General features: G+C 71.7%; 21 protein-coding genes. 9 read left to right on the forward strand and 12 right to left on the reverse strand.

All coding sequences use genetic code 11. From position 1 onward, the window contains the following. Positions 1-96: 96 nt before the first annotated feature. On the reverse strand, positions 97-1,359 hold the full coding sequence (locus ACZ6KY_RS28420; protein ID WP_469313183.1) for an extracellular solute-binding protein: 1,263 nt from the start codon (positions 1,357-1,359) through the stop codon (positions 97-99). Between the two features lie 242 nt (positions 1,360-1,601). Here ACZ6KY_RS28420 and ACZ6KY_RS28425 point away from each other — a divergent pair, with 242 nt between their 5' ends. Continuing rightward, positions 1,602-1,817: a dodecin gene (locus ACZ6KY_RS28425; protein ID WP_261707589.1), complete on the forward strand. Its 216-nt coding sequence runs from the start codon at positions 1,602-1,604 to the stop codon at positions 1,815-1,817. 43 nt (positions 1,818-1,860) lie between these two features. On the opposite strand, the gene ACZ6KY_RS28430 is transcribed toward ACZ6KY_RS28425, so the two are convergent. Next, the gene (locus ACZ6KY_RS28430; protein ID WP_469313112.1) at positions 1,861-2,352 is read right to left on the reverse strand and encodes a phosphatase domain-containing protein; all 492 of its coding nucleotides are present in this window, start codon (positions 2,350-2,352) and stop codon (positions 1,861-1,863) included. A gap of 338 nt (positions 2,353-2,690) precedes the next feature. Here ACZ6KY_RS28430 and ACZ6KY_RS28435 point away from each other — a divergent pair, with 338 nt between their 5' ends. Together ACZ6KY_RS28435 and ACZ6KY_RS28440 are read left to right on the forward strand one after the other, a co-directional pair. After that, a complete protein-coding gene (locus ACZ6KY_RS28435) occupies positions 2,691-4,070 on the forward strand; it encodes a glycoside hydrolase family 43 protein (RefSeq protein WP_469313113.1) in 1,380 nt (459 codons plus the stop codon). A 30-nt stretch (positions 4,071-4,100) separates the two neighbouring features. After that, positions 4,101-5,450 carry a jacalin-like lectin gene (locus ACZ6KY_RS28440; RefSeq protein ID WP_469313114.1) on the forward strand — a complete coding sequence of 450 codons (1,350 nt, stop codon included), beginning with the start codon at positions 4,101-4,103 and terminating at the stop codon, positions 5,448-5,450. A 70-nt stretch (positions 5,451-5,520) separates the two neighbouring features. Here ACZ6KY_RS28440 and ACZ6KY_RS28445 read toward each other — a convergent pair whose 3' ends face one another. Further along, entirely contained in the window at positions 5,521-6,072 is a 552-nt protein-coding gene (locus ACZ6KY_RS28445) for an RNA polymerase sigma factor (protein WP_469313115.1), read from the reverse strand. Between the two features lie 46 nt (positions 6,073-6,118). Between ACZ6KY_RS28445 and ACZ6KY_RS28450 the strand changes: the two genes are divergently transcribed. The 3 genes from ACZ6KY_RS28450 (at position 6,119) to ACZ6KY_RS28460 (ending at position 9,884) form a co-directional block, all read left to right on the forward strand. Continuing rightward, the gene (locus ACZ6KY_RS28450; protein WP_469313116.1) at positions 6,119-7,504 is read left to right on the forward strand and encodes a serine/threonine-protein kinase; all 1,386 of its coding nucleotides are present in this window, start codon (positions 6,119-6,121) and stop codon (positions 7,502-7,504) included. 143 nt (positions 7,505-7,647) lie between these two features. After that, complete coding sequence (locus tag ACZ6KY_RS28455) at positions 7,648-8,418, forward strand: DUF4232 domain-containing protein (RefSeq protein ID WP_469313117.1); 771 nt, start codon at positions 7,648-7,650, stop codon at positions 8,416-8,418. Positions 8,419-8,636: 218 nt separating this feature from the next. Continuing rightward, positions 8,637-9,884: a polysaccharide deacetylase family protein gene (locus tag ACZ6KY_RS28460; protein ID WP_469313118.1), complete on the forward strand. Its 1,248-nt coding sequence runs from the start codon at positions 8,637-8,639 to the stop codon at positions 9,882-9,884. 36 nt (positions 9,885-9,920) lie between these two features. Here the strand turns inward: ACZ6KY_RS28460 and ACZ6KY_RS28465 are convergent, their stop codons facing one another. The 3 genes from ACZ6KY_RS28465 to ACZ6KY_RS28475 all read right to left on the reverse strand — a co-directional run bounded on the left by ACZ6KY_RS28465 (position 9,921) and on the right by ACZ6KY_RS28475 (position 14,495). Further along, a complete protein-coding gene (locus ACZ6KY_RS28465; RefSeq protein WP_469313119.1) occupies positions 9,921-12,038 on the reverse strand; it encodes a ricin-type beta-trefoil lectin domain protein in 2,118 nt (705 codons plus the stop codon). Positions 12,039-12,669: 631 nt separating this feature from the next. Then, a complete protein-coding gene (locus ACZ6KY_RS28470; protein ID WP_469313120.1) occupies positions 12,670-13,638 on the reverse strand; it encodes an aldo/keto reductase in 969 nt (322 codons plus the stop codon). A gap of 83 nt (positions 13,639-13,721) precedes the next feature. Beyond that, complete coding sequence (locus tag ACZ6KY_RS28475) at positions 13,722-14,495, reverse strand: nuclear transport factor 2 family protein (RefSeq protein WP_469313121.1); 774 nt, start codon at positions 14,493-14,495, stop codon at positions 13,722-13,724. A gap of 224 nt (positions 14,496-14,719) precedes the next feature. Between ACZ6KY_RS28475 and ACZ6KY_RS28480 the strand changes: the two genes are divergently transcribed. Together ACZ6KY_RS28480 and ACZ6KY_RS28485 are read left to right on the forward strand one after the other, a co-directional pair. Next, entirely contained in the window at positions 14,720-15,220 is a 501-nt protein-coding gene (locus ACZ6KY_RS28480) for a methylated-DNA--[protein]-cysteine S-methyltransferase (RefSeq protein WP_469313122.1), read from the forward strand. Between the two features lie 194 nt (positions 15,221-15,414). Further along, positions 15,415-17,787 (forward strand): excinuclease ABC subunit UvrA, encoded by a 2,373-nt coding sequence (locus ACZ6KY_RS28485; RefSeq protein ID WP_469313123.1) that lies wholly within the window; start codon positions 15,415-15,417, stop codon positions 17,785-17,787. 58 nt (positions 17,788-17,845) lie between these two features. On the opposite strand, the gene ACZ6KY_RS28490 is transcribed toward ACZ6KY_RS28485, so the two are convergent. From ACZ6KY_RS28490 to ACZ6KY_RS28510, 5 genes are all read right to left on the reverse strand, one after another. Next, complete coding sequence (locus tag ACZ6KY_RS28490) at positions 17,846-18,799, reverse strand: lysophospholipid acyltransferase family protein (protein ID WP_469313124.1); 954 nt, start codon at positions 18,797-18,799, stop codon at positions 17,846-17,848. Beyond that, positions 18,799-19,569 carry a GNAT family N-acetyltransferase gene (locus ACZ6KY_RS28495; protein WP_469313125.1) on the reverse strand — a complete coding sequence of 257 codons (771 nt, stop codon included), beginning with the start codon at positions 19,567-19,569 and terminating at the stop codon, positions 18,799-18,801. The genes ACZ6KY_RS28490 and ACZ6KY_RS28495 overlap by 1 nt, the downstream gene beginning before the upstream one ends. A gap of 265 nt (positions 19,570-19,834) precedes the next feature. Then, complete coding sequence (locus ACZ6KY_RS28500) at positions 19,835-20,584, reverse strand: succinate dehydrogenase/fumarate reductase iron-sulfur subunit (RefSeq protein ID WP_469313126.1); 750 nt, start codon at positions 20,582-20,584, stop codon at positions 19,835-19,837. After that, positions 20,581-22,542, reverse strand: a complete 1,962-nt coding sequence (locus ACZ6KY_RS28505; protein WP_469313127.1) for a fumarate reductase/succinate dehydrogenase flavoprotein subunit — start codon at positions 22,540-22,542, stop codon at positions 20,581-20,583. The genes ACZ6KY_RS28500 and ACZ6KY_RS28505 overlap by 4 nt, the downstream gene beginning before the upstream one ends. 1 nt (position 22,543) lies before the next feature. Next, positions 22,544-23,215 carry a succinate dehydrogenase gene (locus ACZ6KY_RS28510; protein ID WP_469313128.1) on the reverse strand — a complete coding sequence of 224 codons (672 nt, stop codon included), beginning with the start codon at positions 23,213-23,215 and terminating at the stop codon, positions 22,544-22,546. A gap of 120 nt (positions 23,216-23,335) precedes the next feature. On the opposite strand from ACZ6KY_RS28510, the gene ACZ6KY_RS28515 reads away from it, so the two are divergent. After that, positions 23,336-24,226 carry a LysR family transcriptional regulator gene (locus ACZ6KY_RS28515; RefSeq protein WP_469313129.1) on the forward strand — a complete coding sequence of 297 codons (891 nt, stop codon included), beginning with the start codon at positions 23,336-23,338 and terminating at the stop codon, positions 24,224-24,226. Between the two features lie 134 nt (positions 24,227-24,360). On the opposite strand, the gene ACZ6KY_RS28520 is transcribed toward ACZ6KY_RS28515, so the two are convergent. Beyond that, positions 24,361-25,140 (reverse strand): oxidoreductase, encoded by a 780-nt coding sequence (locus ACZ6KY_RS28520; protein ID WP_469313130.1) that lies wholly within the window; start codon positions 25,138-25,140, stop codon positions 24,361-24,363. Between the last annotated feature and the right edge of the window lie 303 nt (positions 25,141-25,443).

Genomic DNA, 25,443 nt, shown 5'->3' on the forward strand with positions numbered 1-25,443 from the left:
GATCCTGATGAACAGCCGGGCCCGGTCCGGGGCAGCGGTCCATGGCCGTTGCCGGGCGGCGGCCCGGACCCGTCCTGGCGCGGCGGCGACGGTCCGTCAGCCGCCGTCCGCCGTCAGGATGGCCGTGATGCGGTCGGAGGCGCGCCGGGCCTCCGTCGCCGGGTCGGCTCCGCCGAGGATCTTCGTCATGCAGTCCTTGATCGGGTTCTTCGCCTCGACCGCGGCCCATTGGGGTGACGACGGGGTCGCCCGGCCCTGCGCGGCGCCCGCCGCCATGGCCGCGACCCCCGCCTCGCCCGCCACGGCGTGGGCGAGCGTCTTCTTGTTGGGCACGTAGTTCATCGTCCGGGCCAGCTCGGTCTGCCACTTGGCGCCGGCGAGGGCGGCGACGACGGCGGTGGCGCCGGGACGGTCGTCGGTGTTCTCGGGCACCACGAGATCGGAGCCGCCGGTGAAGACCGCGCCGGGCTTCGCGGCCGTCCTGCCGGGGACCGGGAAGAAGCCGAGTCTGCCCTTGAGGTCCGGGTTGGTCCGCTCGATGGCCTGGACGAGTCCGGGCACGGCCACGATCTGAGCGACCCGGCCCTTGGCGAACACCCCTGACTGCGGCGGGTGTTCCTCGTCGGCGCCCGCCGGCCCCTCGCCAAGTCCCTGAAGGCGCCGGTAGAAGTCCATGCCGCGCAGGGCGGCCGGCGTGCCGAGCGTGCCCTCCCAGTGCCCGGAGCTCGACTCCTCGGCGAGGTCGCCTCCTTCGTCCCAGATGAACCCGGAGAGGGTGTACCAGTCCTGTCCGGCCAGATAAATACCCTGGTTGCCACCGGAGTCGAGCCGCTCGGTGTCCGTGAGCCACTGTTCGCGGGTCTTCGGCGGCTGTTCGATGCCGGCCCCCGCGAACAGGTCCTTGCGGTAGATGACGACGCGGTTGGCGGCGTACCAGGGGATGCCGTACTGGTGGGATCCGAACCGGCCGGGTACGGCGAGGCCCGGCAGCCAGTCGTTCATGCCCCAGTCGCGCATCGACTCCAGGGTCATGTCGCTCAGGCCGCCCCCGTCGACGTACTGCGCGACCTGGGTGTTGCCGACCTCGATGACATCGGGTGCGGCCTGGTCGTCCCGCTTCAGCGCCGCCTGCACCTTCTCGCCGATCCCGGTCCACTCCTGGATGCGGATGTCGAGCCGGAGGCCGCCGTGCTTGCGCTCGAAGTCCTCGGTGAACCGCTTCAGGAAGTCCTTGGAGGCGCTGTCCTTCATCAGCCACACGGTGATGGTCCGCCGGTGCGCGCCGGTGCCGGGGAGGGTGCCGCAGGCGGTGAGCAGGGAGGCGGTGACGCAGACGACGGCGAGAATGCGGCGTTTCACGTTCACGAGGGGTCCTGTTCTGTCTTGCGGACAGGGGCAAGGGCCCGACGTGGGGGACGAGCCGGTCGCTCGAACGGGCGTCTGGAGTTTGGTATGGACCAATCGGCTCCGTCAAGGGCCCACGGTCACCCGACGTCACCCGAACGTCACCGGGCCACCCCCGCCGTCTCGCGGAGCGCCGCACCCTGGGGCACCGTGGAATGACGCCTGGCACTCGCGCCACGGCGGAGAGGAGCACCCGCATGTCCGACCACACCTACCGGGTCACCGAGATCGTCGGGACCTCCCACGAGGGCGTCGACCAGGCCATTCGCAATGGGATCACCCGGGCCTCGCAGACCCTGCGCAACCTCGACTGGTTCGAGGTCACGCAGGTCAGGGGTCAGATCGAGAACGGGCGGATCGAGCACTACCAGGTCGGTCTGAAGCTCGGTTTCCGGCTGGAGGACGCCGACTGACCCGACCCGCGCCTCGCGGGTCCCCCGCTCTCCGAAGAACCCCTCAGGTCCGCCCCTCCCGCCCCTGCGCGTCCTTCAGCGCCGCCGACGCGGCCGCCCACCGTGCCCGTACGACCGTGAAGCCGGCCCGCTCCGCCTCCTCGCAGACGAATTCGTCGTCGTCGACGAGGACACGGATCTCCCGGTCCCGGGCGAGCCGGCGAAGGATCTCCAGTTTGGTGCGGCGGGCGGGCCTGCGGTCGTCGTTGCGCCGCATCCAGACGCGCCCCTCGGGCAGGCCCTGCACGGCGAGCCAGTCGACGGTCGCCCGCCGGCACCGCTCAGGCCGGCCCGTCAGATAGAGCACCTCACACTCCCGCGCGCTGCTCAGCGCCAGCGCGACGCCCTCCGCGAGCGGCGGGTCCTCGGGCGCCGCCGCGAAGAACGCGTCCCAGTCCCGCGGCGCGCGCTCCAGGAACCGCTGCCGGTGCGCGGTGTCCGCGAGGGTGCCGTCCAGATCGAACACGGCGAGTGGCCTGCTGCTCTGTTCCTTCACGCCGACCAGCCTAGGGAGCGGCACCGACAGCGGGCGCGCCACGGCCCCCGGTCCCGCGCGTGAACACGCTCAACTTCCGCCCCTACGGGCCCTGTTCACACCGCCGAGCAAGCCCTTACCGTAATACCCCGCACAGCATGTCGCACAGCATTCGATATTTCGAACACGAGAGGAGCGGTGGAGGGACACCACCGCCCCGCTCTTCGGCATGCGGAGGTCCAGGCGAACCCGCGCCCTTCTTGGTGAGCCCCCTCCCGTCGGCCCCGTGAGCAGCGATCCCGAGGAGAGCCGCATATGACCACACCCGACACGGCGTCACGCCCGTCGAGGAGACCGGCATGAACGACCGTCCCCTTCAGCCGTCCCGGCGCGTCGCGCTCGGGGCGATGGCCGGCCTCACCGCCGCCTTAGCCCTCGGGACCCCGGCCGCCCGCGCCGCGGCCACGACCGCCTATGTGATGGGCTACTTCACCGAGTCCCCGAACGGCGACGGAGCGGACTACGGCCTTCATCTGGCCGTCAGCGCCGACTCCCTCCAGTGGACGCCGCTGAACCAGAACAAGCCCGTCGTGACCCCCACGGGCGGTACCGGCGGTCTGCGCGACCCGTTCATCCTGCGCAGGCAGGACGGCACGTTCGTGGTCCTCGCCACCGACCTCAAAGGGACCGACTGGAGTCTGCAGAGCCAGTACATCCACGTCTGGGACTCGGCCGATCTGCGGTCCTTCACCGGCTACCGCCGGCTGAAGCTGCACGACATGGCCACCCACAGCTGGGCCCCCGAGGCCTACTGGGACGCCGGGCGGGGCCAGTACGGGATCATCTACTCCGCCGTCGACTCCAGCGGCCACAACGTCATCATGGTCAACCACACGTCCGACTTCGTGACGGCGTCGGCGGCACAGGTCTTCTTCGACCCCGGCTACGACGTGATCGACGGCGACCTGGCCGTGGGCGTCGGCGGCGTGAACTACCTGTATTTCAAGAAGGACCAGACCCTGGTGGGCGCCAGGTCGACGTCCCTGGACCCCGGCAGTTTCACCGTGTTCGGCACCCCGGTCGCCCACGGCGGCACCGAGGCCCCGATCCTCATCAAGGCCCAGTCGACCGGGACTTGGTTCCTCTGGGGTGACACCTACACGCCCAACGGGGTGTTCTACGCCTGGCGGTCCGCCGACCTCGCGAGCGGCACCTGGACGGCGGTCGACCAGCGCCTGTACACGCAGCCGCTCAACTCCAAGCACGCGGGCATCCAGCCGATCACCACGACGGAGTACGCCAACCTCCTCGCGAAGTGGGGCGCTCCAGCCTGGAACCGGCTCAAGTCCTACAACTATCCGGCGCGTTACGTCCGGCACTCCAACTACGTCGGCCGGATCGACGAGTACCCCTTCGACCCGTACACGGACTCGCAGTGGACGCTGGTGCCCGGACTCGCCGACACCGCGGGCCTCTCGTTCCGCTCGGTCAACTACCCGACGCGCTACCTGCGGCACAGCGGCTACCAGATGGCGCTCGACGTCGACGACGGGACCACGACGTTCGCGCAGGACGCCACGTTCTACCGGACGGCGGGCCTGGCCGACACGTCGTGGTCATCCTTCCGCTCCTACAACCAACCGGACCGTTACCTCAGGCACGCAGACTTCGTGCTGCGCATCGATCCGATCTCCACCTCCACCGACAAGGCCGACGCCACCTTCTCGGTCGGTTCTTGACGTCCCTTCGTCCCCAGGAGACAACCCCCGATGTCCCCTCTCCGCAGACTTCTCGCCGGTGCCGCGGCGACAGCCGCCGCACTCGGCGGACTCACCGCGGCCGCGTCCCCCGCCACGGCCGCCGACTCGGGCACGTTCAGTGTGCTCAGCTACAACGTCGCCGGGCTGCCCGACGGCATCTCCAGCGCCCCGACACCCCGTGATTCCAGCACCACGGCGATCGGCGGGCTCATCGCCCCCTACGACATCGTCCATGTCGAGGAGGACTTCAACTACCACGCGGCCCTGTACGCGGCCGACACCGCACACCCGTACCGCACGCCCACCAGCGGCGGCGCCGGCATCGGCAGTGGTCTCAACACCCTCTCGAAGATCTCCTACGACACCGACGACTTCGAGCGGGTCGGCTGGAACTCCTGCCAGGTCGACTCCGGCGACTGCCTCACGCCCAAGGGCTTCACGTTCATGCGGGAACGCCTCGCCGAGGGCGTCTACGTCGACTTCTACAACCTGCACACCAACGCGGGCACCAACGACGGCGACCTCGCCTCCCGCGCCGACAACCTGAGCCAGCTCACCGCGTTCATCAGCACCCATTCCGCGGGCAACGCCGTCGTCGTGATGGGCGACACGAACACCCGCTACACCCGCTCCGGCGACACCATCGCGGAGTTCGACGCCGCCAACGGGCTGACGGACGCCTGGGTCCAGCTCGTTCGCGGCGGCACCGCGCCGGCCAAGGGAAGCGACGCGCTCGTCTGCGACCAGAGCGGCACCACCGTGCCCGACACCTGCGAGGTCGTCGACAAGATCCTCTACCGCGGCAGCAAGCTCGTCACGCTCGACGCGACGAGCTACGACAACGAGCACACCCGCTTCCTGACCTCCGACGGCCTGATGCTCTCCGACCACGACCCGATCACCGCGTCGTTCACCTGGTCGCGCAACACAGCCTTCCAGCTCAGCGACCAGTTCGGCGGCCCGCACGGCGACTACTTCAACGACATCCCCGGAGTACCGGCCGGCGCCCGCGCGACGGCCGTGTCCCTGAGCAGCGGGGCACGGGTCGACCGGATGGGGCTGACGCTGAGCGACGGCACGACGTTCGCGCACGGCGGCACCGGCGGCACCGCCGCCTCACTGACGCTGGGCAGCGGCGAGTACGTCACCTCCGCGCAGCTCTGCGAGGGAGTGAAGGACAGTCATACCCGCATCTTCTACACGAAGTTCACCACGAACCTCGGCCGCACCCTGGCCGGCGGCACCACGACGTCGGACTGCGTGACCCGTACCGCGCCCGCCGGCCGGCAGATCGCCGGCTTCCACGGCCGCGCGGGTGACGAGGTCGACAAGATCGGCTTCATCTACACCCAGCGCTGACCGGACGACAGGCCCCGAGCCCGTTCTCCGCCGAGTCCAGGCGGACTCGGCGGAGAACCCCGACCGCCCGTCAGGAGACGTCGGACAGCCAGGGCCTGACCTTCCTGCGTGCCTCGTGCAGACGGGACTTGAGCGTGCCGAGCGGAATGCCGACGCGTTCGGCGACCTCCGCGTACTCCAGCTGACAGATGTCGCGGTAGACCAACGGGGCGACCAGATGCGGGTGTTCGCGCTCCAGGCGCTCCAGCGCCTCCAGGAGGTCGATCCTGGAACCCGCGATGACACTCGTGGTGCGCGGATCGACGTACCGCGCCGCGTCGATCGTCTCCGGCTGCTCGGCGGCGCGCCGCTTCAGCTCGCGGTACTTCTGCCGGGCGCAGTTGGCGACCACCGTGTACAGCCAGGTGCTGAACCGGCTGCGGCCCTCGAACGTGGTGATCTTCCGGGCCACTTGGAGGAGAACGTCCTGGGCCGCCTCCTCGGCGTCCTCGCGGCAGGTCAGAAAGCGTCCGCACCGCCGCACGACCTCGGGCCGGACCTGGTGCAGCAGGACGTCGAGTGCCGCCCGGTCACCGGCGGCCGCCCGCAGGGCCAGCTCCTCCGTCTCCGCCGCGTCCCCCACCGGGCGCTCCCCTCATTGTCGATCAGAGGCCAGGCATGATAGTCGCATGCACTCTCTGGAGCGGATCGGCCGCTACCGCCTGGAACGACGCCTGGGCGCCGGTGGTTTCGGCGTGGTCTGGCTCGCCCATGACGACGTCCTCGACGCGACCGTCGCGGTCAAGGTGCTCTCCGAGAACTGGATCGACCGCCTGGACATCCGGGAACGCTTCCTCTCCGAGGCCCGGCTGCTGCGCAAGGCCGACTCGAACCGGGTCGTCCAGGTCTACGACATCGGTGAACTCCCGGACGGCAGGCCCTACTTCGTCATGGAGTACGCCGACGGTGGCACCCTCGCCGACCGGATCGAGGCCGGACCGCTGCCCGTCGCCGAGGCGCTGCGCCTGACCGCCCTGGCGGCCAGGGGCGCGGCGGCGCTCCACGAGGCCGGGATCGTGCACCGCGACATCAAGCCGTCCAACGTGCTGCTGCGAAGCACGCCCGGCGGAGCCGACCGGGTGCTGCTGGCCGACCTCGGGCTGGCCAAGAGCCTGGCCCAGGCCTCCGGACTCACCATGGCGGCGGGCTCGGCCGGCTACACCCCGCCCGAGCAGGCGGAACCCGGCTCCGGGATCGACGCGCGGGCCGACGTGTACAGCCTGGGCGCCCTCGGCCACCATCTGGTCACCGGTTCGGTTCCGGGCCCGCCCGGCAGGGTCGAACGGCCCGACCGGCTCCGTACGGACGTCGGCCCGGACGTCGGGCGGGCGCTGCTGCGCGCCATGGAACCGGACCGGGAGAAACGGTGGCCGACAGCCACCGCCTTCGCCGCGGAGCTGGACCGGCTGGCCGAGGAGGTCTCGGACGGGGGCGTCCCCGCGCCCCGGCGGCGTGGACGCACCGCGCTCCTTGCGCTGACCGGCGTCGTCGTGGCCTGCGCCGTCGGCGCCACCGCCGTACTGCTGACCCGCGAACCCGCCGCGAAGACCCTCCGCGTCACGGACGGCACGGGCCGGATCACGGTGGAGATCCCGGCCGCCTGGGGCGGGCAGTCGCGCGACTCCGGGTGGAATCCACGGGCGCTGGGACTCCGGGACGGCACGGAACCCGGTCTCGTCGTCGCGAACCACCTGGTTCGCTGGCAGAACCTCGGCACCGGCGTCGACGGAGCCTTCGTCGGACTCAGCGAACACGGTGACGTGACGGGCGAGGTCCGGGCCATCACGCACCCCGGATGCCACTACGCCGGAAGCCGCGCCTACTCCGGCGCGCGTTGGCACGGACTGATACGGACCTGGGACGGCTGTCCGGGCGATCACGGGTCCCTCACCGAAGCGGCGCTCACCTCGGCGGGCGGCGCCGGACAGCCCCAGGTGTACGTCCAGATCCGCCAGGAGAGCGGCGACGACGGCACGGCCGACGGCGTCATCGGCTCCGTACGGCTCAAGGCCTGATGCCGGGCAGGCGGTCCCGGCGGAATTCATCGGCGGTCCCGAGAACTTTTCGGGCCCCGGGCGCATCCGAGAGTAGTGACGGGGCACAACACGCCCCGCGCACGTGCGACGAGCCCGTGCGGAGATACGCAAGGAGTGGTGACATGTCGACCTTCCCGCGCACGGTGGCGGACACGGACCGGCCCGGCACGGTGTCCACGCACCGTGCTTCACCCGTCGCCCGGCGGGCCGGGCTGCTCGCGGGTGTCGCCTTGCTGAGCCTGCTCACCGCCTGCGGCAACGGCACCGCGCAGAGCTCGCCCAAGAGCCTTCCCGGCACGGCCGGACCGGCCTCCGGCGACACGAGCACGAAGGCGGCTTCCACCGGAGCGGCCAGCCCGTCCGCGAGCGCCGCCTCGAAGAAGACGGGGACCGGGACGGGAACCGGAACAGGGACGGGGACAGGGGCGGGTTCCGCCTCGGCCTCGGTCTCCTCGGGGAGCGCCGCCGCCGGCAGCGGCCGCTGCCACACGTCGGAGCTGCGCGCCTCGGTCGGCCGCAACGACCCGGGAGCGGGGCAGGAGAACTTCCCCATCGTCCTGACCAACCGCTCCGGGCGCACCTGCACCGTGCGGGGCTACCCCGGCGCGGCGTTCGTCGACGCGTCCGGCAAGCAGCTCGGCCCCGATCCCCGGCGGTCCTCGGGCACCCCGACGACGGTCGTGCTCGCGCCCGGGCACAGCGCGTGGTCGGGCCTCACCTTCTCCAACCCGGAGATCAGCGAGGCCCACACGGCGACACCCGCCTCACTGATCGTCACACCGCCCGACGAGAAGGACTCCCTCACCGTGACGTGGACGGGGGGCAAGGTGCCCGTGTCCGGCAACGCCTCGTCGGTCTGGCTGACGGTCGTCCGCCCCGGAAGCGGCGTCTGACCGTCCGCCCACGACAGCCGTCCCGCTCCCCACAGCCCCGCCATCCGTCCCCCGGGTGGCGGGTTTGTCACGGAACGGCTACACGTCCGGGTTCGCGCGACCCTTTCCGGAATTGCGCGCATCCCACCGTTTGACGCGCCCGGTGAACGGCGCGTCGCACGGACGAAGGTGCCGGCCGCACGACCCCGGCCGGCACCAAGAGCAACGGGGGACGAATCATGAGCGGTGTCTCACGCAGGCGACTGCTGGCCGCGACGGCGTCGGCGGGCGCGCTGGGAGCCCTGTCGGCCTGCTCGGCCGACGACTGGTCCGTGGGAAGCGGCGGCAGTGGCCCGGCGCGGCCCCGGCCGGTCAAACCGATCGGCGACGGCTCCACCGCGGACACCGGAGCCCAGCCGAAGCAGCCGAGGGCGGAACGCCTGAAGTCCGGCGAACGCCCCCCGCAGTTCGTCGTCTTCTCCTGGGACGGCGCGGGCGAACTCAGCAACAGGCTGTTCTCCCGATTCCGCAAGGTCGCCGCCGACCACGGGGCGTCGATGACGTTCTTCCTCAGCGGCATCTACGCCCTGCCCGAGTCGAAGAAGCACCTCTACCACCCGCCGCAGCACCCCGTCGGCGCCTCCGCGATCGGCTATCTCTCCGACCGGCACATCCACGCGACGCTCCAGCAGATACGCGCGGCCTGGCTGGAGGGCCACGAGATCGGCACCCACTTCAACGGTCACTTCTGCGGCCCGGACGGGGTCCGGCGGTGGTCTCCGGCCGAGTGGCGCAGCGAGATCGAGCAGGCGAAGAGGTTCGTCACCGAGTGGCGGACCAACACCGGCTTCACCGACCTGGAACCGCTGCCCTTCGACTACGAGAAGGAGCTGACCGGCGGCCGCACCCCGTGCCTGGAGGGGCAGTCGAGTCTGCTGCCGACCGCCGCCGCTCTCGGCTGGAAGTACGACGCCAGCTCGCCAGGCGGGCTCCAGATGTGGCCCGGGAAGGTGCAGGGCGGCAGGATCTGGGACTTCCCGCTCCAGTCCATTCCGTTCCCCGGCCATTCCTTCCAGGTCCTGTCGATGGACTACAACCTGATGGCCAACCAGTCGAACGCGAACCCGCTCGGCGACCGCACCCGCTACGACGCCTGGCGCGCCCAGGCCCGCGACAGCTACCTCGCCGGCTTCCGGCGCGCCTACGAGAGCAACCGGGCCCCGTTCTTCATCGGCAACCACTTCGAGCGCTGGAACGGCGGCATCTACATGGACGCCGTCGAGGAGGCCGTCTCCCGGATGGCTGCCCACGACGACGTCCGCATGGTCTCCTTCCGCCAGCTCGTGCGGTGGCTGGAGGCCCAGGATCCCGCGGTCCTGCGGAAGTTGCGCACGCTCAGTCCCGGGCAGTCGCCGCTCGGCGGCTGGGCCGAGTTCCTGGGCACGGCCGGTTCGGCCGCCAAGTCCCCCGGAACCGCGACGTCCTGACGGTCCGAAGCCAGGAAGCCCCCGGAGTCCATCGTGTCACCGGCGGCTTCCCCGGCCTCCTCCGCCGAACGATCCGGAGCCGCCGGAACCGGAGCCCGTGCCGTAACCGCCGTCCCGGACCGAGCCGTTGTTCCCGTCCCCGGGACAGGAGGCGGAGAGGGAGGAACAGGAGCCGTCGGACGGAGCCGCGGTCGGCGTGGTCCGGCCCGGGGTCGAGGGTGTCGCGGTGGGCGTCCGGGTGCCGGTGGGTGCCGGTGATGTCGAGGGCGTGGACCGCTCCCGGGGTGTGGAGCCCTTCGCGTCGCCGGTCGTGGAGTCCCAGTTGACGACCTCCAGTTGGAGCGAGGGCGACGAGGTGTCGAGCGTCCAGTGCTGGATCGGCTCGTCGTTCCGGAGCTTGAGGACGAGCGCCGAACCCCCCTTGGCCGACGCCGGGGCGAGGGCCAGATCCTGGTTCCAGCGCGGCACCAGCATGCCCTGGAGGGTGAAGTCGTAGCGGACGTTCTTGGTTCCGGGCTGCGACGGGCCGGCGCAGGGCGCCAGTTGGACGGAGTAGCCGAGGTGCGAGTCGAGACACAGGCCGGGGTGGTCCGCGTCGCGCAACAGCCCGTCCGCCGCGTACGTGTATTCCGTCGCCGATTCCGACGAGCACGGGATGAGCCGGGTCTCCGCACCGATCGCGGGCGTGGTTCCGGCGATTCCGACGCAGAGCCCGGTCGCTGCGTTGCGCAGCCGGCCGCGGACGGTGCCGTCCTTCTGTTCGCCGGTCCCGACCCAGGACGGGTTCGTACGCGGGCTCGGTGCCACGGAGGAGTGGCTGCCGTCGGCCGTACCGCTCTTGCTGCCGGGGCCCGGATCCGATGCCCACAGCACCAGCGGGACCAGGATCAGCGCGCTGACGGTGGCAACGGCGAGGGCGACGTTGCGGCGCCCCGGCGCGCGTCTGGGCGCCTTGTGCCCGGTGGCCCTGCGCGACGAGCGCGTGCCGACGCCGGAGAGGGGGGCGCCTCGGCGGCGGGAGGGACGGGTGCCTCCATCGGGTGTGGGGGCACCCGGGTGGGACGACGGGGCGGCCGGTTGCGGCACGGCCGCCTCGTGGGCCGTGGGCGGGGTGCCGGTGTTCGGCGGAACGTCCGGCGGGGTGAGCGGGGGAAGGCCCGGCGGGCGTACGACGTCGGCCTCGGGCTGGAACTCGACGATGCGGGCGGTTTCGGCGGTCGGCCAGTTCCCGGCAGCCGTCGCTCCGTCGGCGAGAGGCGGGCCCTGGTCGCTGTGGCCCCTCCCCGGCTCGCGGGCCGCCTCCGTGGCGGCCGCGGCCCGCGCCTGCCGGGATGCCACGTAGGCGCGCGCGCCCCAGCCGAGCACGGCCTCGGCGAGCGGGACGGCGAGGTCGCCGTTGAACTGGCTCAACTGGTCGGCCGCGTACCGGCAGTGGCCGCATTCGTCCATGTGGCCCCGCAGGTCGGGGTCGAGGTCGGCGCCGCCGCGCCGGAAGGAGACGTCGAGCATGCGGTGGTAGCGGCGGCACTCGTCCCCGGGGGCGAATTCGTGGTGGATCTCCAGACAGCCCTGGCGCAGGCGTTCCCTGGCCCGCTCCAGTTCGGTGACCGCGTCCTCCGGGAAGATTCCCAACAAGGCCGCGGGCACGTCCAGTTGTTCGGCCTCCACCTCACCGTGCCACAGCAGGCAGCGGGCCGGTTCGGGCAGCCGCTGGAACGCCCGGGAGATCAGACGCCGGCCCTCCGGGGGAAGCAGTCGTGCCGCCGCCCGGTTCTCCCGGTCCTCCCGCTCCGCTTCGGCGAGGAGTCCGGGATCGAGCAGTTCGCGCCGGGGGTCCGTGAGCCACTCCGCGGCGATGCGACGGACGGTGACGAGCAGTTGGGGCCGCCACGCGGCGCTCGGACCTCCCTGGTGCAGCGAATCCCCGAACAGGCGCGTGAATGAGGCGGTGGTCAGCATTCCGGCGGGACGTACGCCGTCGGTGCACAGCCGCGCGTAAGAGAACACCGCCTCCCAGTGGCGGTCCAGGAGTTCTCCGACGGGATGGTTCGCGGGCGCGCCCCCCTGGCTCTTCAGTTCGGCCGCGAGCCGCTCATCCGACACCTCGAACGAGCGGTCGGGGTCGGACGAATGAGACAGCGATCCGTCATTCACGTCCGCTTTCCTCCCAAAGGTAGCGTGGCGAATAGTCCATACCAATGGGTATGTAGACCGCCCGACAGTGCCGGAGGGTCTACCCATGGGGGGTGACGCCGCGAACGACCACCTCTGACAGCCCTTTCGGGCGAGGGGGAGCGGGCGCGCCGCACGCGTGCAGAACGAAGCCGATATTGTCTGCACGCCGACAACGCACACCTTTGCACAGGGCACCGAGCGGGAACAAGCGAACCCGGATTTTCTCCTAATGCGGCCCCGCCGAGAATACTGACCAAATGTCAGTCAGTCCGCGCTAAAAGAAATTCGGAAACCCGAAGTCTCTGCCATCCGTCCGAAGTCTCCACAATGGGAGCGCTCTCACGCGCTCATCCGAGCACCTTTCCGCACGGAATTCCTGTCGCTCGGGCGCCGATCTCCCAGAGCCCCGCCGGCGGCGCGGAGCCGTCGCCGCACACCGCCCATCGTTGGCGTGCCACCCGTCACGGACACGCCGGCCGCCCGTGGGCCCGACGGGACCGATTGCGGCCGACGGCTCCGTGACTGACGGCACGGTGGGAGGCGCCTCGGTGACAGGCGCCCCGATGACGGGCGGCACGGTGACGGGCGGCGGCGTGGCGGCTCGTGATCGTCAGTGGCCGCTGATCGCCCGGGGCGTGTACGGCTGTTCCATCTCCTCGATCTCCTTGTCCGAGAGTTCCACGTCGAGCGAGGCGACCGCGTCCTCGATGTGCAGCGGTTTCGTTGCGCCGACGATGGGCGCGGTCACCGTGCTCCGCCGCAGCAGCCAGGCGAGCGCGATCCTGGCGCGCGGCACCTCACGCTCGGCGGCGATCCGCGCGACCGCGTCGACGATCTCGCGGTCGCCGTCCTGGTACAGGTTGCGGCCGAACTCGTCGCTCCGGCTGCGCGCGGTGGCCGTGTCCCAGTCGCGGGTGAGCCGGCCGCGGGCGAGCGGGCTCCACGGCAGGACGCCGACCCCCTGGTCGGCGCAGAGCGGCAGCATCTCGCGCTCCTCCTCGCGGTAGAGGAGGTTGTAGTGGTTCTGCATGGACACGAACCGGGTCCAGCCGTGCAGGGTGGCCGTGTACTGGGCCTTGGAGAACTCCCACGCGTACATCGAACTCGCGCCGATGTAGCGGGCCTTGCCCGCCTTGACCACGTCGTGCAGGGCCTCCATCGTCTCCTCGACGGGGGTACGGCGGTCGAAGCGGTGGATCTGGTACAGGTCGACGTAGTCGGTGCCGAGGCGGCGCAGACTGTTGTCGATCTCCGTCATGATCGCCTTGCGGGACAGGCCTCGGCCGTTGGGGCCCTCGTGCATCGCGCCGTGGACCTTGCTGGCGATGACGATCTCGTCGCGGCGCGCGAACTCGGCGAGCGCCCGTCCGACGATCTCCTCGCTGGTGCCGTCCGAGTACACGTTCGCCGTGTCGAAGAAGGTGATCCCGGCCTCCAGGGCCTGGCGGATCAACGGGCGCGAGGCCTCCTCGTCGAGGGTCCATTCGTGGACACCTCGGTCGGGCAGACCGAAACTCATGCAGCCCAGGCAGATCCGGGAGACGTCCAGACCCGTCGAACCGAGCTTCACGTACTGCATGCTCACTCCTGCTCTCACTGCCGGTGGGGGTGGGTGGGGAGATCCGAGGACAGATCCTTGCCCGCGATGGGCGCCCTACAGCCCTACTCCACGGGGGCTTCCACGTCGTCGTACACCCGCGCCGACACGATCAGGCCATCACCGCCCCGGGCGCACACCGCGAGGCCCGGCTGCGGCGGCAGCTCGGCGTCGCCCCAGCGGTCGCAGATGTACTCGAACGCGCTGCGGGTGCCGTCCTCCGTCACGGTGCACAGCTTGAGCGGGATGCCGCCGCCCGCGGCGAAGAAGGAGTCGTAGAGCTCGGTCAGCTCCTCGGTCCCGACGTGCCGGTACGCGTCACCGGTGGGCCCGCGGAAGGAGCCGTCCGGCGCGAAGGCGGCGACGACGGCCGCGGTGTCCCCCGCGTCGAGGGCGGCCTTGTAGGCGCCCACCACGTCGGAGGCGTGCGCCCGCGGGTCCGGCGGCACCATCGGGCGGCGCACGACATGCCGGCCGAGCAGCGGCAGGCGGGAGTGATGGATCCGCACCGGCAGCGTCGAGGCGGGGTCCACGGCGGCGGCCACGGGCAGCCCGATGCGCTCGCCCTCCGGGCCCTCCAGGTGTACGACCCACTCACCCACGGCCCGCCCCTCACCGAGCGTGGTGGCGACCTCCTCGATGTCCACCTTCCGCTCCGCCCGCCAGGTGTCCTGCACGGCCAGCCAGGCGGCCAGGACACCGACACCGCTGATCCGGCCCGCCTCCGGGTCGTCGAGGGCGACGGGTACCGTGGCCGACGCCGGGTCGCGCAGCGCGTCGGCGAGCCCGGCGGCGCCGAGCCGGTCGACGAGGTCGGAGATCTGCGGGATCCAGACCATGTGGCCTCCTGGGCCGTACGGAGTGGTCGACTTCGATCGTGTGCCCGTACCGTCCCCGGCGCGACCTCAACCGGCGGTGACGGTGACGGTGTCCCGTACGACGACCCCGAAGCGCCCGCTCGGCGCTCTGTCCGAATCCCGCCGGACGGAATGCCGCGCGGGGCGCACTGTTGACGGTGAACGCGCTGTGAGACTGCTGAGAGACCTCGGAAAGGACCGGACCGATGACGGTCTACACGACCATGGACAGCCCGCTCGGCCGACTGCTGCTGGTGGGTGAGGAGTCGGTCACCGCGAAGGGCGGCACCGCGCTCGCCGCGCTGTCCGTGCCGGACCAGAAGTACGGCGCGGTCGTCCAGGACGGCTGGCGCGAGGACGCGGACGCCTTCCGGGAGATCGTCTCCCAGCTGCGCTCGTACTTCGACGGCCGGCTGACCGCCTTCGACATCGAGTACGTGACGAGCGGCAGCGACTTCCAGCGGCGCGTCTGGCAGGCCCTGGAGACCATCCCGTACGGCACCACGCTCAGCTACGGCGAGATCGCCGCGCGGATCGGCGCGTCCAGGGCCGCGGTCCGCGCCGTCGGTACGGCGATCGGCGCGAACCCGCTGCTGGTCGTCCGCCCCTGCCACCGCGTGATCGGCGCGAGCGGTGCGCTCACCGGCTACGCCGGCGGCCTGGAGCGCAAGCGCCAGCTCCTGGACCTGGAGAACGTGCCGTCATGACCGGACGCGGACGGGTCCGCCCTCGCGGTGGCTTCGAGCCCGGTCGGACCGCACTCCGGGACCCCCGCCTGCGCCTCGCCCGGGTCGCGGGACCGGCCACGACCTAGAATCGTGGGGTTTGCCCCGCGCCCCACCGACGCCCGGGCCGCGGCCCACCGGCCCGCGGTACCGGGCCGCCCGCAGGAGTCCCGCCGATGCCAAGACCCGACGGCCGCCCCCGCGACTCCTGCGTCCGCGTCCGCGGTGCCCAGGAGCACAATCTGCGGGGTGTGGACGTCGACATCCCGCGGGACCTTCTCGTGGTGTTCACCGGTGTGTCGGGGTCCGGGAAGTCGTCGCTGGCCTTCGGGACGATCTACGCGGAGGCGCAGCGGCGGTACTTCGAGTCGGTCGCGCCGTACGCGCGGCGGCTGATCCATCAGGTGGGGGCGCCGAAGGTCGGGGAGATCACCGGGCTGCCGCCCGCGGTGTCCCTTCAGCAGCGCAGGTCGGCGCCCACCTCGCGCTCGTCCGTGGGCACGGTCACCAATCTGTCCAACTCGCTGCGGATGCTGTTCTCACGCGCGGGTGAGTATCCGGCGGGCGCGGAGCGGCTCGACTCGGACGCGTTCTCGCCGAACACGGCGGCCGGGGCGTGCCCCGAGTGCCATGGTCTCGGTCAAGTGCACCGTACGACCGAGGAGTTGCTCGTCCCCGATCCGTCGCTGTCGATCCGCGAGGGCGCCATCGCCGCCTGGCCGGGGGCCTGGCAGGGCAAGAACCTCCGCGACATCCTCGACACGCTCGGGTACGACGTGGACCGGCCCTGGCGCGAACTGCCCGCCGAGGAACGGGAGTGGATCCTGTTCACCGACGAGCAGCCGGTGGTCACCGTGCACCCGGTGCGCGAGGCCGAGCGCATCCAACGCCCTTACCAGGGGACGTACATGAGCGCCCGGCGCTATGTCCTGAAGACCTTCTCCGACACGAAGAGCGCCACCCTGCGGGCCAAGGCGGAGCGGTTCCTCGCCGCCGCTCCCTGTCCGGTGTGCGGCGGCAGCAGGCTGCGGCCCGAGGCGCTGGCGGTGACGTTCGCGGGGCGGACCATCGCCGAACTGGCCGCGCTGCCGCTGGTCGAGCTCGCGAAGTCCCTCACGGGCGACTCCGAGACCGTCCGTGTGCTGACCGAGGACCTCACCTCCCGTATCGCGCCCGTCGTCGAACTCGGGCTCGGCTACCTCAGTCTCGACCGGGCCAGCCCCACCCTCTCGGCGGGTGAACTCCAACGGCTGCGGCTGGCCACGCAGTTGCGTTCCGGACTCTTCGGTGTGGTGTACGTCCTCGACGAACCGTCCGCCGGACTGCACCCGGCGGACACGGAGGCTCTGCTCACCGTGCTGGAGCGGCTGAAGGCGGCGGGCAACTCGGTGTTCGTCGTGGAGCACCACTTCGATGTCGTGCGCGGCGCGGACTGGCTGGTCGACGTGGGCCCGCGGGCCGGGGAGCACGGCGGGCGGGTGCTGTACTGCGGCCCGGTCGCCGGCCTGGAGGGCGTACGGGAGTCCGCGACGGCACGCTTCCTCTTCGACCGCTCCCCCGCTCCGGCGCGACCGGTGCGCCGGCCCCGGGGACAGGTGACGGTCGGGCCGGTGACGCGGCACAATCTGCGCGGGGTCACCGCCGAGTTCCCGCTCGGTGTGTTCACCGCGGTCACCGGGGTCTCCGGCTCCGGGAAGTCCACGCTGATCGGCGAGGTGACGGAGGAGTTGGCGGGGGTCGGCCGGCTGGTCAGTGTCGACCAGAAGCCCATCGGCCGTACCCCCCGTTCCAATCTCGCCACCTACACAGGGCTGTTCGACGTCGTGCGCAAGGTGTTCGCCGCGACGGAGGAGGCCACGGCGCGCGGCTACGGTGCCGGCCGGTTCTCCTTCAACGTGGCCGGTGGTGCCCCCTCCGGAGGAGGACGCTGCGAGACCTGTCAGGGCGAGGGCTTCGTCAGCGTGGAGCTGCTGTTCCTGCCCAGCACGTACGCCCCGTGCCCGGACTGCGGCGGCGCGCGCTACAACCCCGAGACCCTCGAAGTGACGTACCGGGGACGGAACATCGCGCAGATCCTGGATCTGACGGTCGAGGCGGCGGCGCGGTTCTTCGCCGAGACGGACACCCCGGCCGTCCTGCGCAGCCTCGGCACACTGCTCGACGTGGGCCTCGGCTATCTGCGACTCGGCCAGCCCGCCACGGAGTTGTCGGGCGGCGAGGCCCAGCGCATCAAGCTGGCCGGTGAGTTGCAGCGGGTTCGCCGGGGGCACACCTTCTATCTGCTCGACGAGCCGACGACGGGACTGCATCCGGCCGATGTCGAGGTGCTGATGGGCCAGTTGCACGGTCTGGTCGACGCCGGTCACACCGTCGTGGTGGTCGAGCACGACATGACGGTCGTGGCGGGCGCCGACTGGGTCATCGACCTCGGCCCCGGCGGGGGCGACGAGGGCGGCCGGATCGTGGCCGCCGGGCCGCCCGGGCGAGTGGCGACGGCGGCCGGCCCGACGGCGCCCCACCTCGCCCGAGCGCTCGGACGGCTCCGCTAGCGGGGCCCCAGGGGTCCGGGGCACGCCCCGGAGGGTGCGCCGGCGGGCACCCCTGATCTCAGAGGTGTGCCCCGCCACACGCGTCGCCGTCGGGGTGGTGTCCACCCCCCTGTGCCGCCTCGGCCAGAGTGCGTCGGTCGGTGTGGGGGCCGGGGGTGAGCGGGGGCCGCAGGGAGACCTCGGCCACCAGGCCGCGCGCCGACACCACCCGCCACAGCGAGGCGAGCAGCGAGTCCTCGCCGACGAAGGCGGGCGCGGTGCTCGCCGGTCCGTCGGCGAACCGGTACTGGATGCGCACCGGCTGGACCGGCACACCGGCGTCCAGCGCGGCCTGGAAGAGGGCCCGGCGGTAGCGCCCCTGGGCCCGGCCGCACCAGGTGCTGCCCTCGGGGAAGGCGGCGACGGCCGAGCCGTCGCGCAGGGTCCCGGCGACCCGCTCCACCGTGCCGGGCAGGGCGCGCAGCCGGTCGCGGTCGATGAAGAGGGTGCCGCCGCGGGCCGCCAGCACGCCGGCCACGGGCCAGCCGCGCACCTCCGTCTTGGCGAGCATCCGCGCGGGGCGCACGGCGGCGAGCAGCGGGATGTCCAGCCACGAGATGTGGTTGGCCACGATCAGCACTCCGCCGGTGGGCCGGGCCGCTCCGGTGATCCGCGTGCGGACCCCGGCCGTGTGCACCACCGCGAGGCACCAGCGGCGGATCCACCGGTCCCGCCGCTCCGCCCGCAGCCGTCGGACCAGCGGGATCAGGGCGACCCCGAGGACGACCACGGCCAGCAGCCCGGTCAGCCGCAGGACGGCGCGCGGCACGCCCGTCCAGGGCCGTACGGACTCCACGCAGCCGCGCGGCGAGCAGGGAGCGGTGGGCAGCCAGGCGCTGGCCCCCTGGATGGGGCCGGCGGCGGGCCGCCGTGGCGCGGGGACGGCTCCGGGGAGCACCGCCGTTCCCCCTCCGCCGAAGCGGGGACGGCGGACGACCGTGAGACGCGGCGCTCCGGTGCGGGGCGTGCTCATCAGGCGGGGACGAGCGAGAGGAAGTGGCGGAGGTAGCGCGGGTTGACCCGGCTCATCGACAGCAGCACGTACATGTCGGCGACGCCGAAGTCCGCGTCGTGCGCGGGCTCGCCGCACACCCAGGCGCCGAGGCGCAGGTAGCCGCGCAGCAGCGGGGGCAGTTCGGTGCGGGCGGGGCGGGCCACGCCCTCCGCGTTCCAGGGCAGCAGCGGGCGGACGCGGAACTCCTCCGGCGCCAGGTGCTTGGCCTGGACCCGGTCCCAGGTGCCGGCGGCGAGCGTGCCGCCGTCGGCGAGCGGTATGGAGCAGCAGCCGGCGAGCCATTCGTGGCCGCCGTCGATCATGTAGCGGGCTATCCCTGCCCAGATCAGGCCGATGACCGCGCCGTCGCGGTGGTCGGGGTGGACGCAGGACCGGCCGACCTCGACCAGTCCGGAGCGGATTGCGGCCAGCGGCCCGAGGTCGAACTCGCTCTCCGAGTAGAGCCGTCCGGCTATCGCGGCGCGCTCGGGCGGCAGCAGCCGGTACGTGCCGACGACCTGGCCGGTCTCGGTGTCGCGGACCAGCAGGTGGTCGCAGTACGCGTCGAAGGCGTCGATGTCGAGGCCCGGCCGCGGAGTGTTCAGGAGGGCGCCCATCTCCCCGGCGAAGACGTCGTGGCGGAGCCGCTGTGCGGCCCGGACATCGGCCTCGTCGGTGGCCAGGGTGACGGTGTAGCGGGTGGGGGCGACGGGCTGGGTCGGGCTGTCGAGGGTGGAAACGCCGGTCATGGCACTCTCCTGGTCACGGGCCGGTTCGGCGGAGGGGGTACCCCCTGCTCGAACGGAGTCGGTAGCTCGGGGGAGGCAGGCCGGATCCGAACGGTCTGCGCGCTCCTGTTCTTCCGACGGCGGTTGGCGTGCGCGTGACCAGTGCCAGGAGGGCGGATGTGAGGTTGTTGAATGACAGGGGTGACCCGAAAAGCGAGACGGGACCGGGGCGTGAGCACCACACCCGGTCCCGCCCGTCCGCACCGTACGGCGAACGACTTCGTGCCTAACGCTTGCCCGTCCTACGGGTCGCGCGCAGCCACTCCTTGTTCATGCTGGTGATGGAGAACAGCGGGATGCCCTTCGGGCAGGCGGTCGCGCACTCGCCGGTGAGGGTGCAGCCGCCGAAGCCCTCGTCGTCCATCCGCGCCACCATGTCGAGCACCCGGGTCTCCCGTTCGGGGGCGCCCTGCGGCAGCACGTTCAGGTGGTTGACCTTGGCGGAGGTGAACAGCATCGCGGCGCCGTTCGGGCAGGCCGCCACGCAGGCGCCGCAGCCGATGCACTCGGCGTGCTCGAAGGCGAAGTCGGCGTCGGGTTTGGGGACGGGCGTGGCGTGTGCCTCGGGCGCGGCGCCGGTCGGGGCGGTGACGTAGCCGCCGGCCTGGATGATCCGGTCGAAGGCGGACCGGTCGACGACGAGGTCCTTCACCACCGGGAAGGCGGCGGCGCGCCACGGCTCGATGTCGATCGTGTCGCCGTCGTGGAAGGAGCGCATGTGGAGCTGGCAGGTGGTGGTGCGCTCGGGTCCGTGCGCGTCGCCGTTGATGACCAGGCTGCACGCGCCGCAGATGCCCTCGCGGCAGTCGTGGTCGAAGGCGACGGGGTCGTCGCCGCTGAGGATGAGCTCCTCGTTGAGGGTGTCGAGCATCTCCAGGAAGGACATGTCGGCCGAGATGCCGTCCACCTCGTACGTGGACATCGCTCCGTCGGCGTCGGCGTTCTTCTGCCGCCAGACGCGCAGGGTGAGCTTCATGCGTAGCTCCGCTGGGTGGGGTGGACGTACTCGAAGACCAGGTCTTCCTTGTGCAGGACGGGCGCGGTGCCGGTGTCGGTGAACTCCCAGGCGGCGGCGTACGAGAACTCCTCGTCCCGGCGGGCCGCTTCGCCGTCCGGGGTCTGGGACTCCTCGCGGAAGTGGCCGCCGCAGGACTCGGCGCGGTTCAGCGCGTCGAGGCACATCAGCTCGGCGAGTTCGAGGTAGTCGACGATCCGGTTGGCCTTCTCCAGGGACTGGTTGAACTCCTCCCCGCTGCCGGGCACCTTGATGCGCCGCCAGAACTCCTCGCGGATCTGCGGGATGCGCTCCAGGGCCTTGCGCAGCCCGCTCTCCGTGCGGGCCATGCCGCAGAACTCCCACATGAGTTCGCCGAGTTCACGGTGGAAGGAGTCGGGGGTACGGTCGCCGTCGACGGCGAGCAGGAGCCGCAGCCGGTCCTCGGTCTCGGCCAACACCTCCTGCACCGCGGGGTGTTCGTCGTCCAGGCCGTCGTCGGTGGCGCTGTGCGGGTTGCGGGCGAGGTAGTCGTTGATGGTCGACGGCAGCACGAAGTAGCCGTCGGCGAGCCCCTGCATGAGGGCGGAGGCGCCGAGCCGGTTCGCGCCGTGGTCGGAGAAGTTGGCCTCACCGATGGCGAACAGGCCGGGGACGGTGGTCTGGAGGTCGTAGTCGACCCACAGTCCGCCCATCGTGTAGTGCACGGCGGGGTAGATCCGCATGGGCACGGTGTACGGGTCCTCGGCGGTGATCCGGGCGTACATGTCGAAGAGGTTGCCGTACTTCTCCTCGACCGCCTCGCGGCCCATGCGCCGGACGGCGTCCGCGAAGTCGAGGTAGACGCCCTGGCCGCCGGGGCCCACTCCCCTGCCCTCGTCGCAGACGTTCTTGGCGGCGCGGGAGGCGATGTCGCGGGGCACGAGGTTGCCGAAGGACGGGTAGATCCGCTCCAGGTAGTAGTCGCGCTCGTCCTCGGGGATCTCGTTCGGCGGGCGGGTGTCGCCGTGCGCCCTGGGCACCCAGATACGGCCGTCGTTGCGCAGCGACTCGCTCATCAGCGTGAGTTTCGACTGGTGGTCGCCGGTGCGCGGGATGCAGGTGGGGTGGATCTGGGTGAAGCAGGGGTTGGCGAAGTACGCGCCGCGCCGGTGGGCCCGCCAGATCGCGGTGGCGTTGGAGTTCATGGCGTTCGTCGAGAGGTAGAAGACGTTGCCGTACCCACCGCTCGCCAGGACCACCGCGTCCGCGTAGTACGTGTCGATCCTGCCGGTGACCAGGTCGCGGGCGACGATGCCGCGGGCCTTCCCGTCGACCACGATCAGGTCGAGCATCTCGGTGCGCGGGTGCATCTCGACGTTGCCGGCGGCGATCTGCCGGGACAGCGCCTGGTAGGCGCCGAGCAGGAGTTGCTGGCCGGTCTGGCCGCGGGCGTAGAAGGTGCGGGAGACCTGGACGCCGCCGAAGGAACGGGTGTCGAGCAGGCCGCCGTACTCGCGTGCGAAGGGCACGCCCTGGGCGACGCACTGGTCGATGATCTCGACCGAGATCTGCGCCAGGCGGTGGACGTTGGACTCGCGCGCCCTGAAGTCGCCGCCCTTGACGGTGTCGTAGAAGAGCCGGTGGACGGAGTCGCCGTCGTTGCGGTAGTTCTTCGCCGCGTTGATGCCGCCCTGGGCGGCGATCGAGTGGGCGCGGCGCGGGGAGTCCTGGAAGCAGAACTGGACGACGCGGTAGCCCTGTTCGGCGAGCGTGGCGCCCGCGGAGCCGCCCGCGAGTCCGGTGCCGACGACGATCACGGTGTGCTTGCGGCGGTTGGCCGGGTTGACCAGCCTGGCCTCGAAACGGCGCGTGTCCCAGCGCTCGTCGACCGGTCCGGAGGGTGCCTTGGTGTCGGCGACGGGCTCCCCGGTCGTGAAGTGGGCGTATTCAGCGGTCATTTCAGCTCACCACTCCGGTCATCACGCCCACGGGTACGGCGATGAAGCCGGCCGTGAGCAGCAGCGCGAGGATGTTCGCGACGGTCTTCAGGGCGCGGTCGCGGGTGCGGCTGCCGGCGCCGAGGGTCTGGGCGGCGCTCCAGAAGCCGTGCCGGATGTGCAGGCCGAGCGCGAGCATCGCGACGATGTAGACGACGTCGCCGTACCAGGTGGAGAAGGTGTCCACGACGTTCTGGTAGGGGTGGCCCTCCTGGAATCCGCCGGGGTGCACGGTGCCGGTGGTCAGGTCGAGGAGGTGCCAGACGATGAACAGGCCGAGGATGATCCCGCCCCAGCGCATCGTGCGGGTGGCGTAGCTCGCGCCGCGCTTCTTGTGCACGTACGTGCTGGGGCGCGCCCTGAGGTCACGGCGGCTGAGCTGGTACGCGGACGTGGCGTGTGCCACCACGGCGACGACCAGCACCACGCGGACGAGCCACAGCGTCCACTCGTAGTGCATGAAGGGTTCGCCGACGGTGCGCAGCCAGTGGGCGTAGTGGTTGAACTCGCCCGCGCCGAAGTAGATCTTCAGGTTCCCGATCATGTGGGCGACCAGGTAGAGCAGCATGATCAGGCCGCTGACGGCCATCACGGTCTTCTTGCCGACGGAGCTGTCCCACACGGTGCGTGCCATGGACGGCCGTCGGTCCGTCCGCGTTGCCAAAGCCATGGGACAGAACGCTAGGGCGAGGGGAACCGATCAGTCCAAGACATGGTCCGGCTCGTTTCCATAGGCATGGGCTATCGTCGAGGAGTGCAGTTCCAGCAGCTCCAGTACTTCGTGGCCGTCGCGGAGACCCGGCATTTCACCCGGGCCGCCGAACTGGTGCATGTCGCGCAGCCCTCGTTGTCCCAGCAGATCAAGGCGCTGGAGCGGGAGTTGGGGGCGGATCTGTTCCTGCGGGCGCGCGGGAACATCACGCTCACCGACGCGGGCGAGGCGCTGCTGCCGCTGGCCCGGCGCATCCTCGCCGACGCGGACACGGCCCGGCACGAGGTGCAGGAACTGGCCCAGCTGCGCAGCGGCCGGGTGCGGCTCGGCGCGACCCCGAGCCTGTGCACGGGCCTGCTGCCGGACGTGCTGCGCGCGTTCCACGACCGCTATCCGGGCATCCGGCTGCTGATCGAGGAGGGCGGCTCGCACGATCTCGTACGGGAGCTCGCGCGCGGTGCCCTCGACCTCGCCCTGGTCGTCCTGCCCCTGCCCACCCCGTCCCCGGCGCTGACCACGGTGGAGCTGCTGCGCGAGGACCTGGTCGTGGTGTCGTCGCCGGAGGCCCCGGTGCCCGGCGGGGGCGGCAGCCGCCGCACGGTGCGCGTCGCCGATCTGGAGGGCGAGCGTCTGGTGATGTTCCGGCACGGCTACGACCTGCGGGAACTGACCGTCGCCGCCTGCCGCGCCGAGGGCTTCGAACCCGACTTCGCGGTCGAGGGCGGCGAGATGGACGCGGTCCTGGGCTTCGTCCGGGCGGGCCTCGGCGTGGCCGTCGTACCGCGCATGGTGGCCGCCCGGCCGGGGTCGGCCCTGCGGGTCACCCCGCTGGCCCGGCCAGGTCTGGAGCGGACGATCGCGCTCGCGCACCGCAGCGATGTGGCGCCGCCCCGGGCGGCCCGGGAGCTTCAGCGGATGCTGCTGGAACGCTGAGGCCGGGCCGACCCGGGCACACGGCACGACCCGGCACGCCCGGCCCGGTTCACCGCGCGTGCTTCACCGCCCACACTTCACCGTGCACGGTTCACCGCGCGGGCCTCACCAGATCAAGGTTCACCCCTTCGGGTTCACCACGTCGGGATGAAGCCGCCGTCGATGATGAAGTCGCTGCCGGTGATGTTGCGCGAGCGGTCCCCGGCGAGGAAGAGAACCAGGTCGGCCACCTCGGACGGCTTGGAGAAGCGGCCGGTGACAGTCGCGCCGGACGCCTGGGCGACCACGTCGTCGGGGGTGAGCCCGGCGGCGGCCGAGACCGTCGCGGCCACTCCCCCGCCGCCGAGCCACAGGTCGGTCTCCACCGGACCGGGGCTCACGGTGTTGACGCGGATACCCTTCGGGCCGACCTCCTTCGACAGCGCCTTGGAGAACGCGACCAGGGCCGCCTTGCCCGCGCTGTAGTCGATCACCAGGGGGTCGGGCAGGGTCGCGTTGACCGAGCCGATCGTCACCACCGAACCCTGCCCGGCGGCCAGCATCGACGGCAGGGCCGCACGGGTGACCCGTACGGCCGCGAACAGGTTCAGATCGACCGTGCGCCGCCATTCCTCGTCGGTCACCGACAGGAAGCCGCCGGTGCGGGCGGGGGCCGAACCCACGTTGTTGACCAGGACGTCGATCCGCCCGTCCGCCGCCTCGACGAGCCGCCCGGCGGCGTCGGGTTCGGCGAGGTCGACCGGCACCCAGGTGACGTTCCCCTTGCCGACGAGGGCGTCGAGGCCCTCGGACGTGCCGCGAGAGCCGGCGATCACCGTCGCGCCCGCGCCGGCCAGCGCCTCCGTGACCGCGAGCCCGATGCCCTTGCTGGCCCCGGTGACGACGGCGGTCCTGCCCTGAAGTTCCGTGCTCATCCCTGTCGGCTCCATCTGTGAGAGGTGCGTTGCGTCAGTGAGGCATACGGTCAGTGAGGCATACGGAGGGCCGGGCGCGCGAGGCGTCCAGGGAGCGGATCGCGAGGCCGGCCGGCGCGGGCCCGGACTCGGCCGCCGTCCCGGTACCCCCAGCAGGTCGCGACACGGCTCTCACGCCGGGCCGGTCACCTCGCCCGGCCGCGGGCACCGCTGCGCGGGGGGGGGGGGGGGGGGGGGGGGGGGGGGGGGGGGGGGGGGGGGGGGGGGGGGGGGGGGGGGGGGGGGAGGGGGGGGGAGGGGGTA

It is taken from the genome of Streptomyces sp. NPDC042002 (assembly GCF_055588305.1).

Coding starts and splice junctions, on each gene's coding strand:
- ACZ6KY_RS28425 (WP_261707589.1), top strand. CDS start 1,602: ATGTCCGACCACACCTACCGGGTCACCGAGATCGTCGGGACCTCCCAC.
- ACZ6KY_RS28435 (WP_469313113.1), top strand. CDS start 2,691: ATGAACGACCGTCCCCTTCAGCCGTCCCGGCGCGTCGCGCTCGGGGCG.
- ACZ6KY_RS28475 (WP_469313121.1), bottom strand. CDS start 14,495: ATGGTCTGGATCCCGCAGATCTCCGACCTCGTCGACCGGCTCGGCGCC.
- ACZ6KY_RS28450 (WP_469313116.1), top strand. CDS start 6,119: ATGCACTCTCTGGAGCGGATCGGCCGCTACCGCCTGGAACGACGCCTG.
- ACZ6KY_RS28510 (WP_469313128.1), bottom strand. CDS start 23,215: ATGGCACGCACCGTGTGGGACAGCTCCGTCGGCAAGAAGACCGTGATG.
- ACZ6KY_RS28500 (WP_469313126.1), bottom strand. CDS start 20,584: ATGAAGCTCACCCTGCGCGTCTGGCGGCAGAAGAACGCCGACGCCGAC.
- ACZ6KY_RS28485 (WP_469313123.1), top strand. CDS start 15,415: ATGCCAAGACCCGACGGCCGCCCCCGCGACTCCTGCGTCCGCGTCCGC.
- ACZ6KY_RS28440 (WP_469313114.1), top strand. CDS start 4,101: ATGTCCCCTCTCCGCAGACTTCTCGCCGGTGCCGCGGCGACAGCCGCC.
- ACZ6KY_RS28470 (WP_469313120.1), bottom strand. CDS start 13,638: ATGCAGTACGTGAAGCTCGGTTCGACGGGTCTGGACGTCTCCCGGATC.
- ACZ6KY_RS28495 (WP_469313125.1), bottom strand. CDS start 19,569: ATGACCGGCGTTTCCACCCTCGACAGCCCGACCCAGCCCGTCGCCCCC.
- ACZ6KY_RS28490 (WP_469313124.1), bottom strand. CDS start 18,799: ATGAGCACGCCCCGCACCGGAGCGCCGCGTCTCACGGTCGTCCGCCGT.
- ACZ6KY_RS28505 (WP_469313127.1), bottom strand. CDS start 22,542: ATGACCGCTGAATACGCCCACTTCACGACCGGGGAGCCCGTCGCCGAC.
- ACZ6KY_RS28480 (WP_469313122.1), top strand. CDS start 14,720: ATGACGGTCTACACGACCATGGACAGCCCGCTCGGCCGACTGCTGCTG.
- ACZ6KY_RS28520 (WP_469313130.1), bottom strand. CDS start 25,140: ATGAGCACGGAACTTCAGGGCAGGACCGCCGTCGTCACCGGGGCCAGC.
- ACZ6KY_RS28460 (WP_469313118.1), top strand. CDS start 8,637: ATGAGCGGTGTCTCACGCAGGCGACTGCTGGCCGCGACGGCGTCGGCG.
- ACZ6KY_RS28455 (WP_469313117.1), top strand. CDS start 7,648: ATGTCGACCTTCCCGCGCACGGTGGCGGACACGGACCGGCCCGGCACG.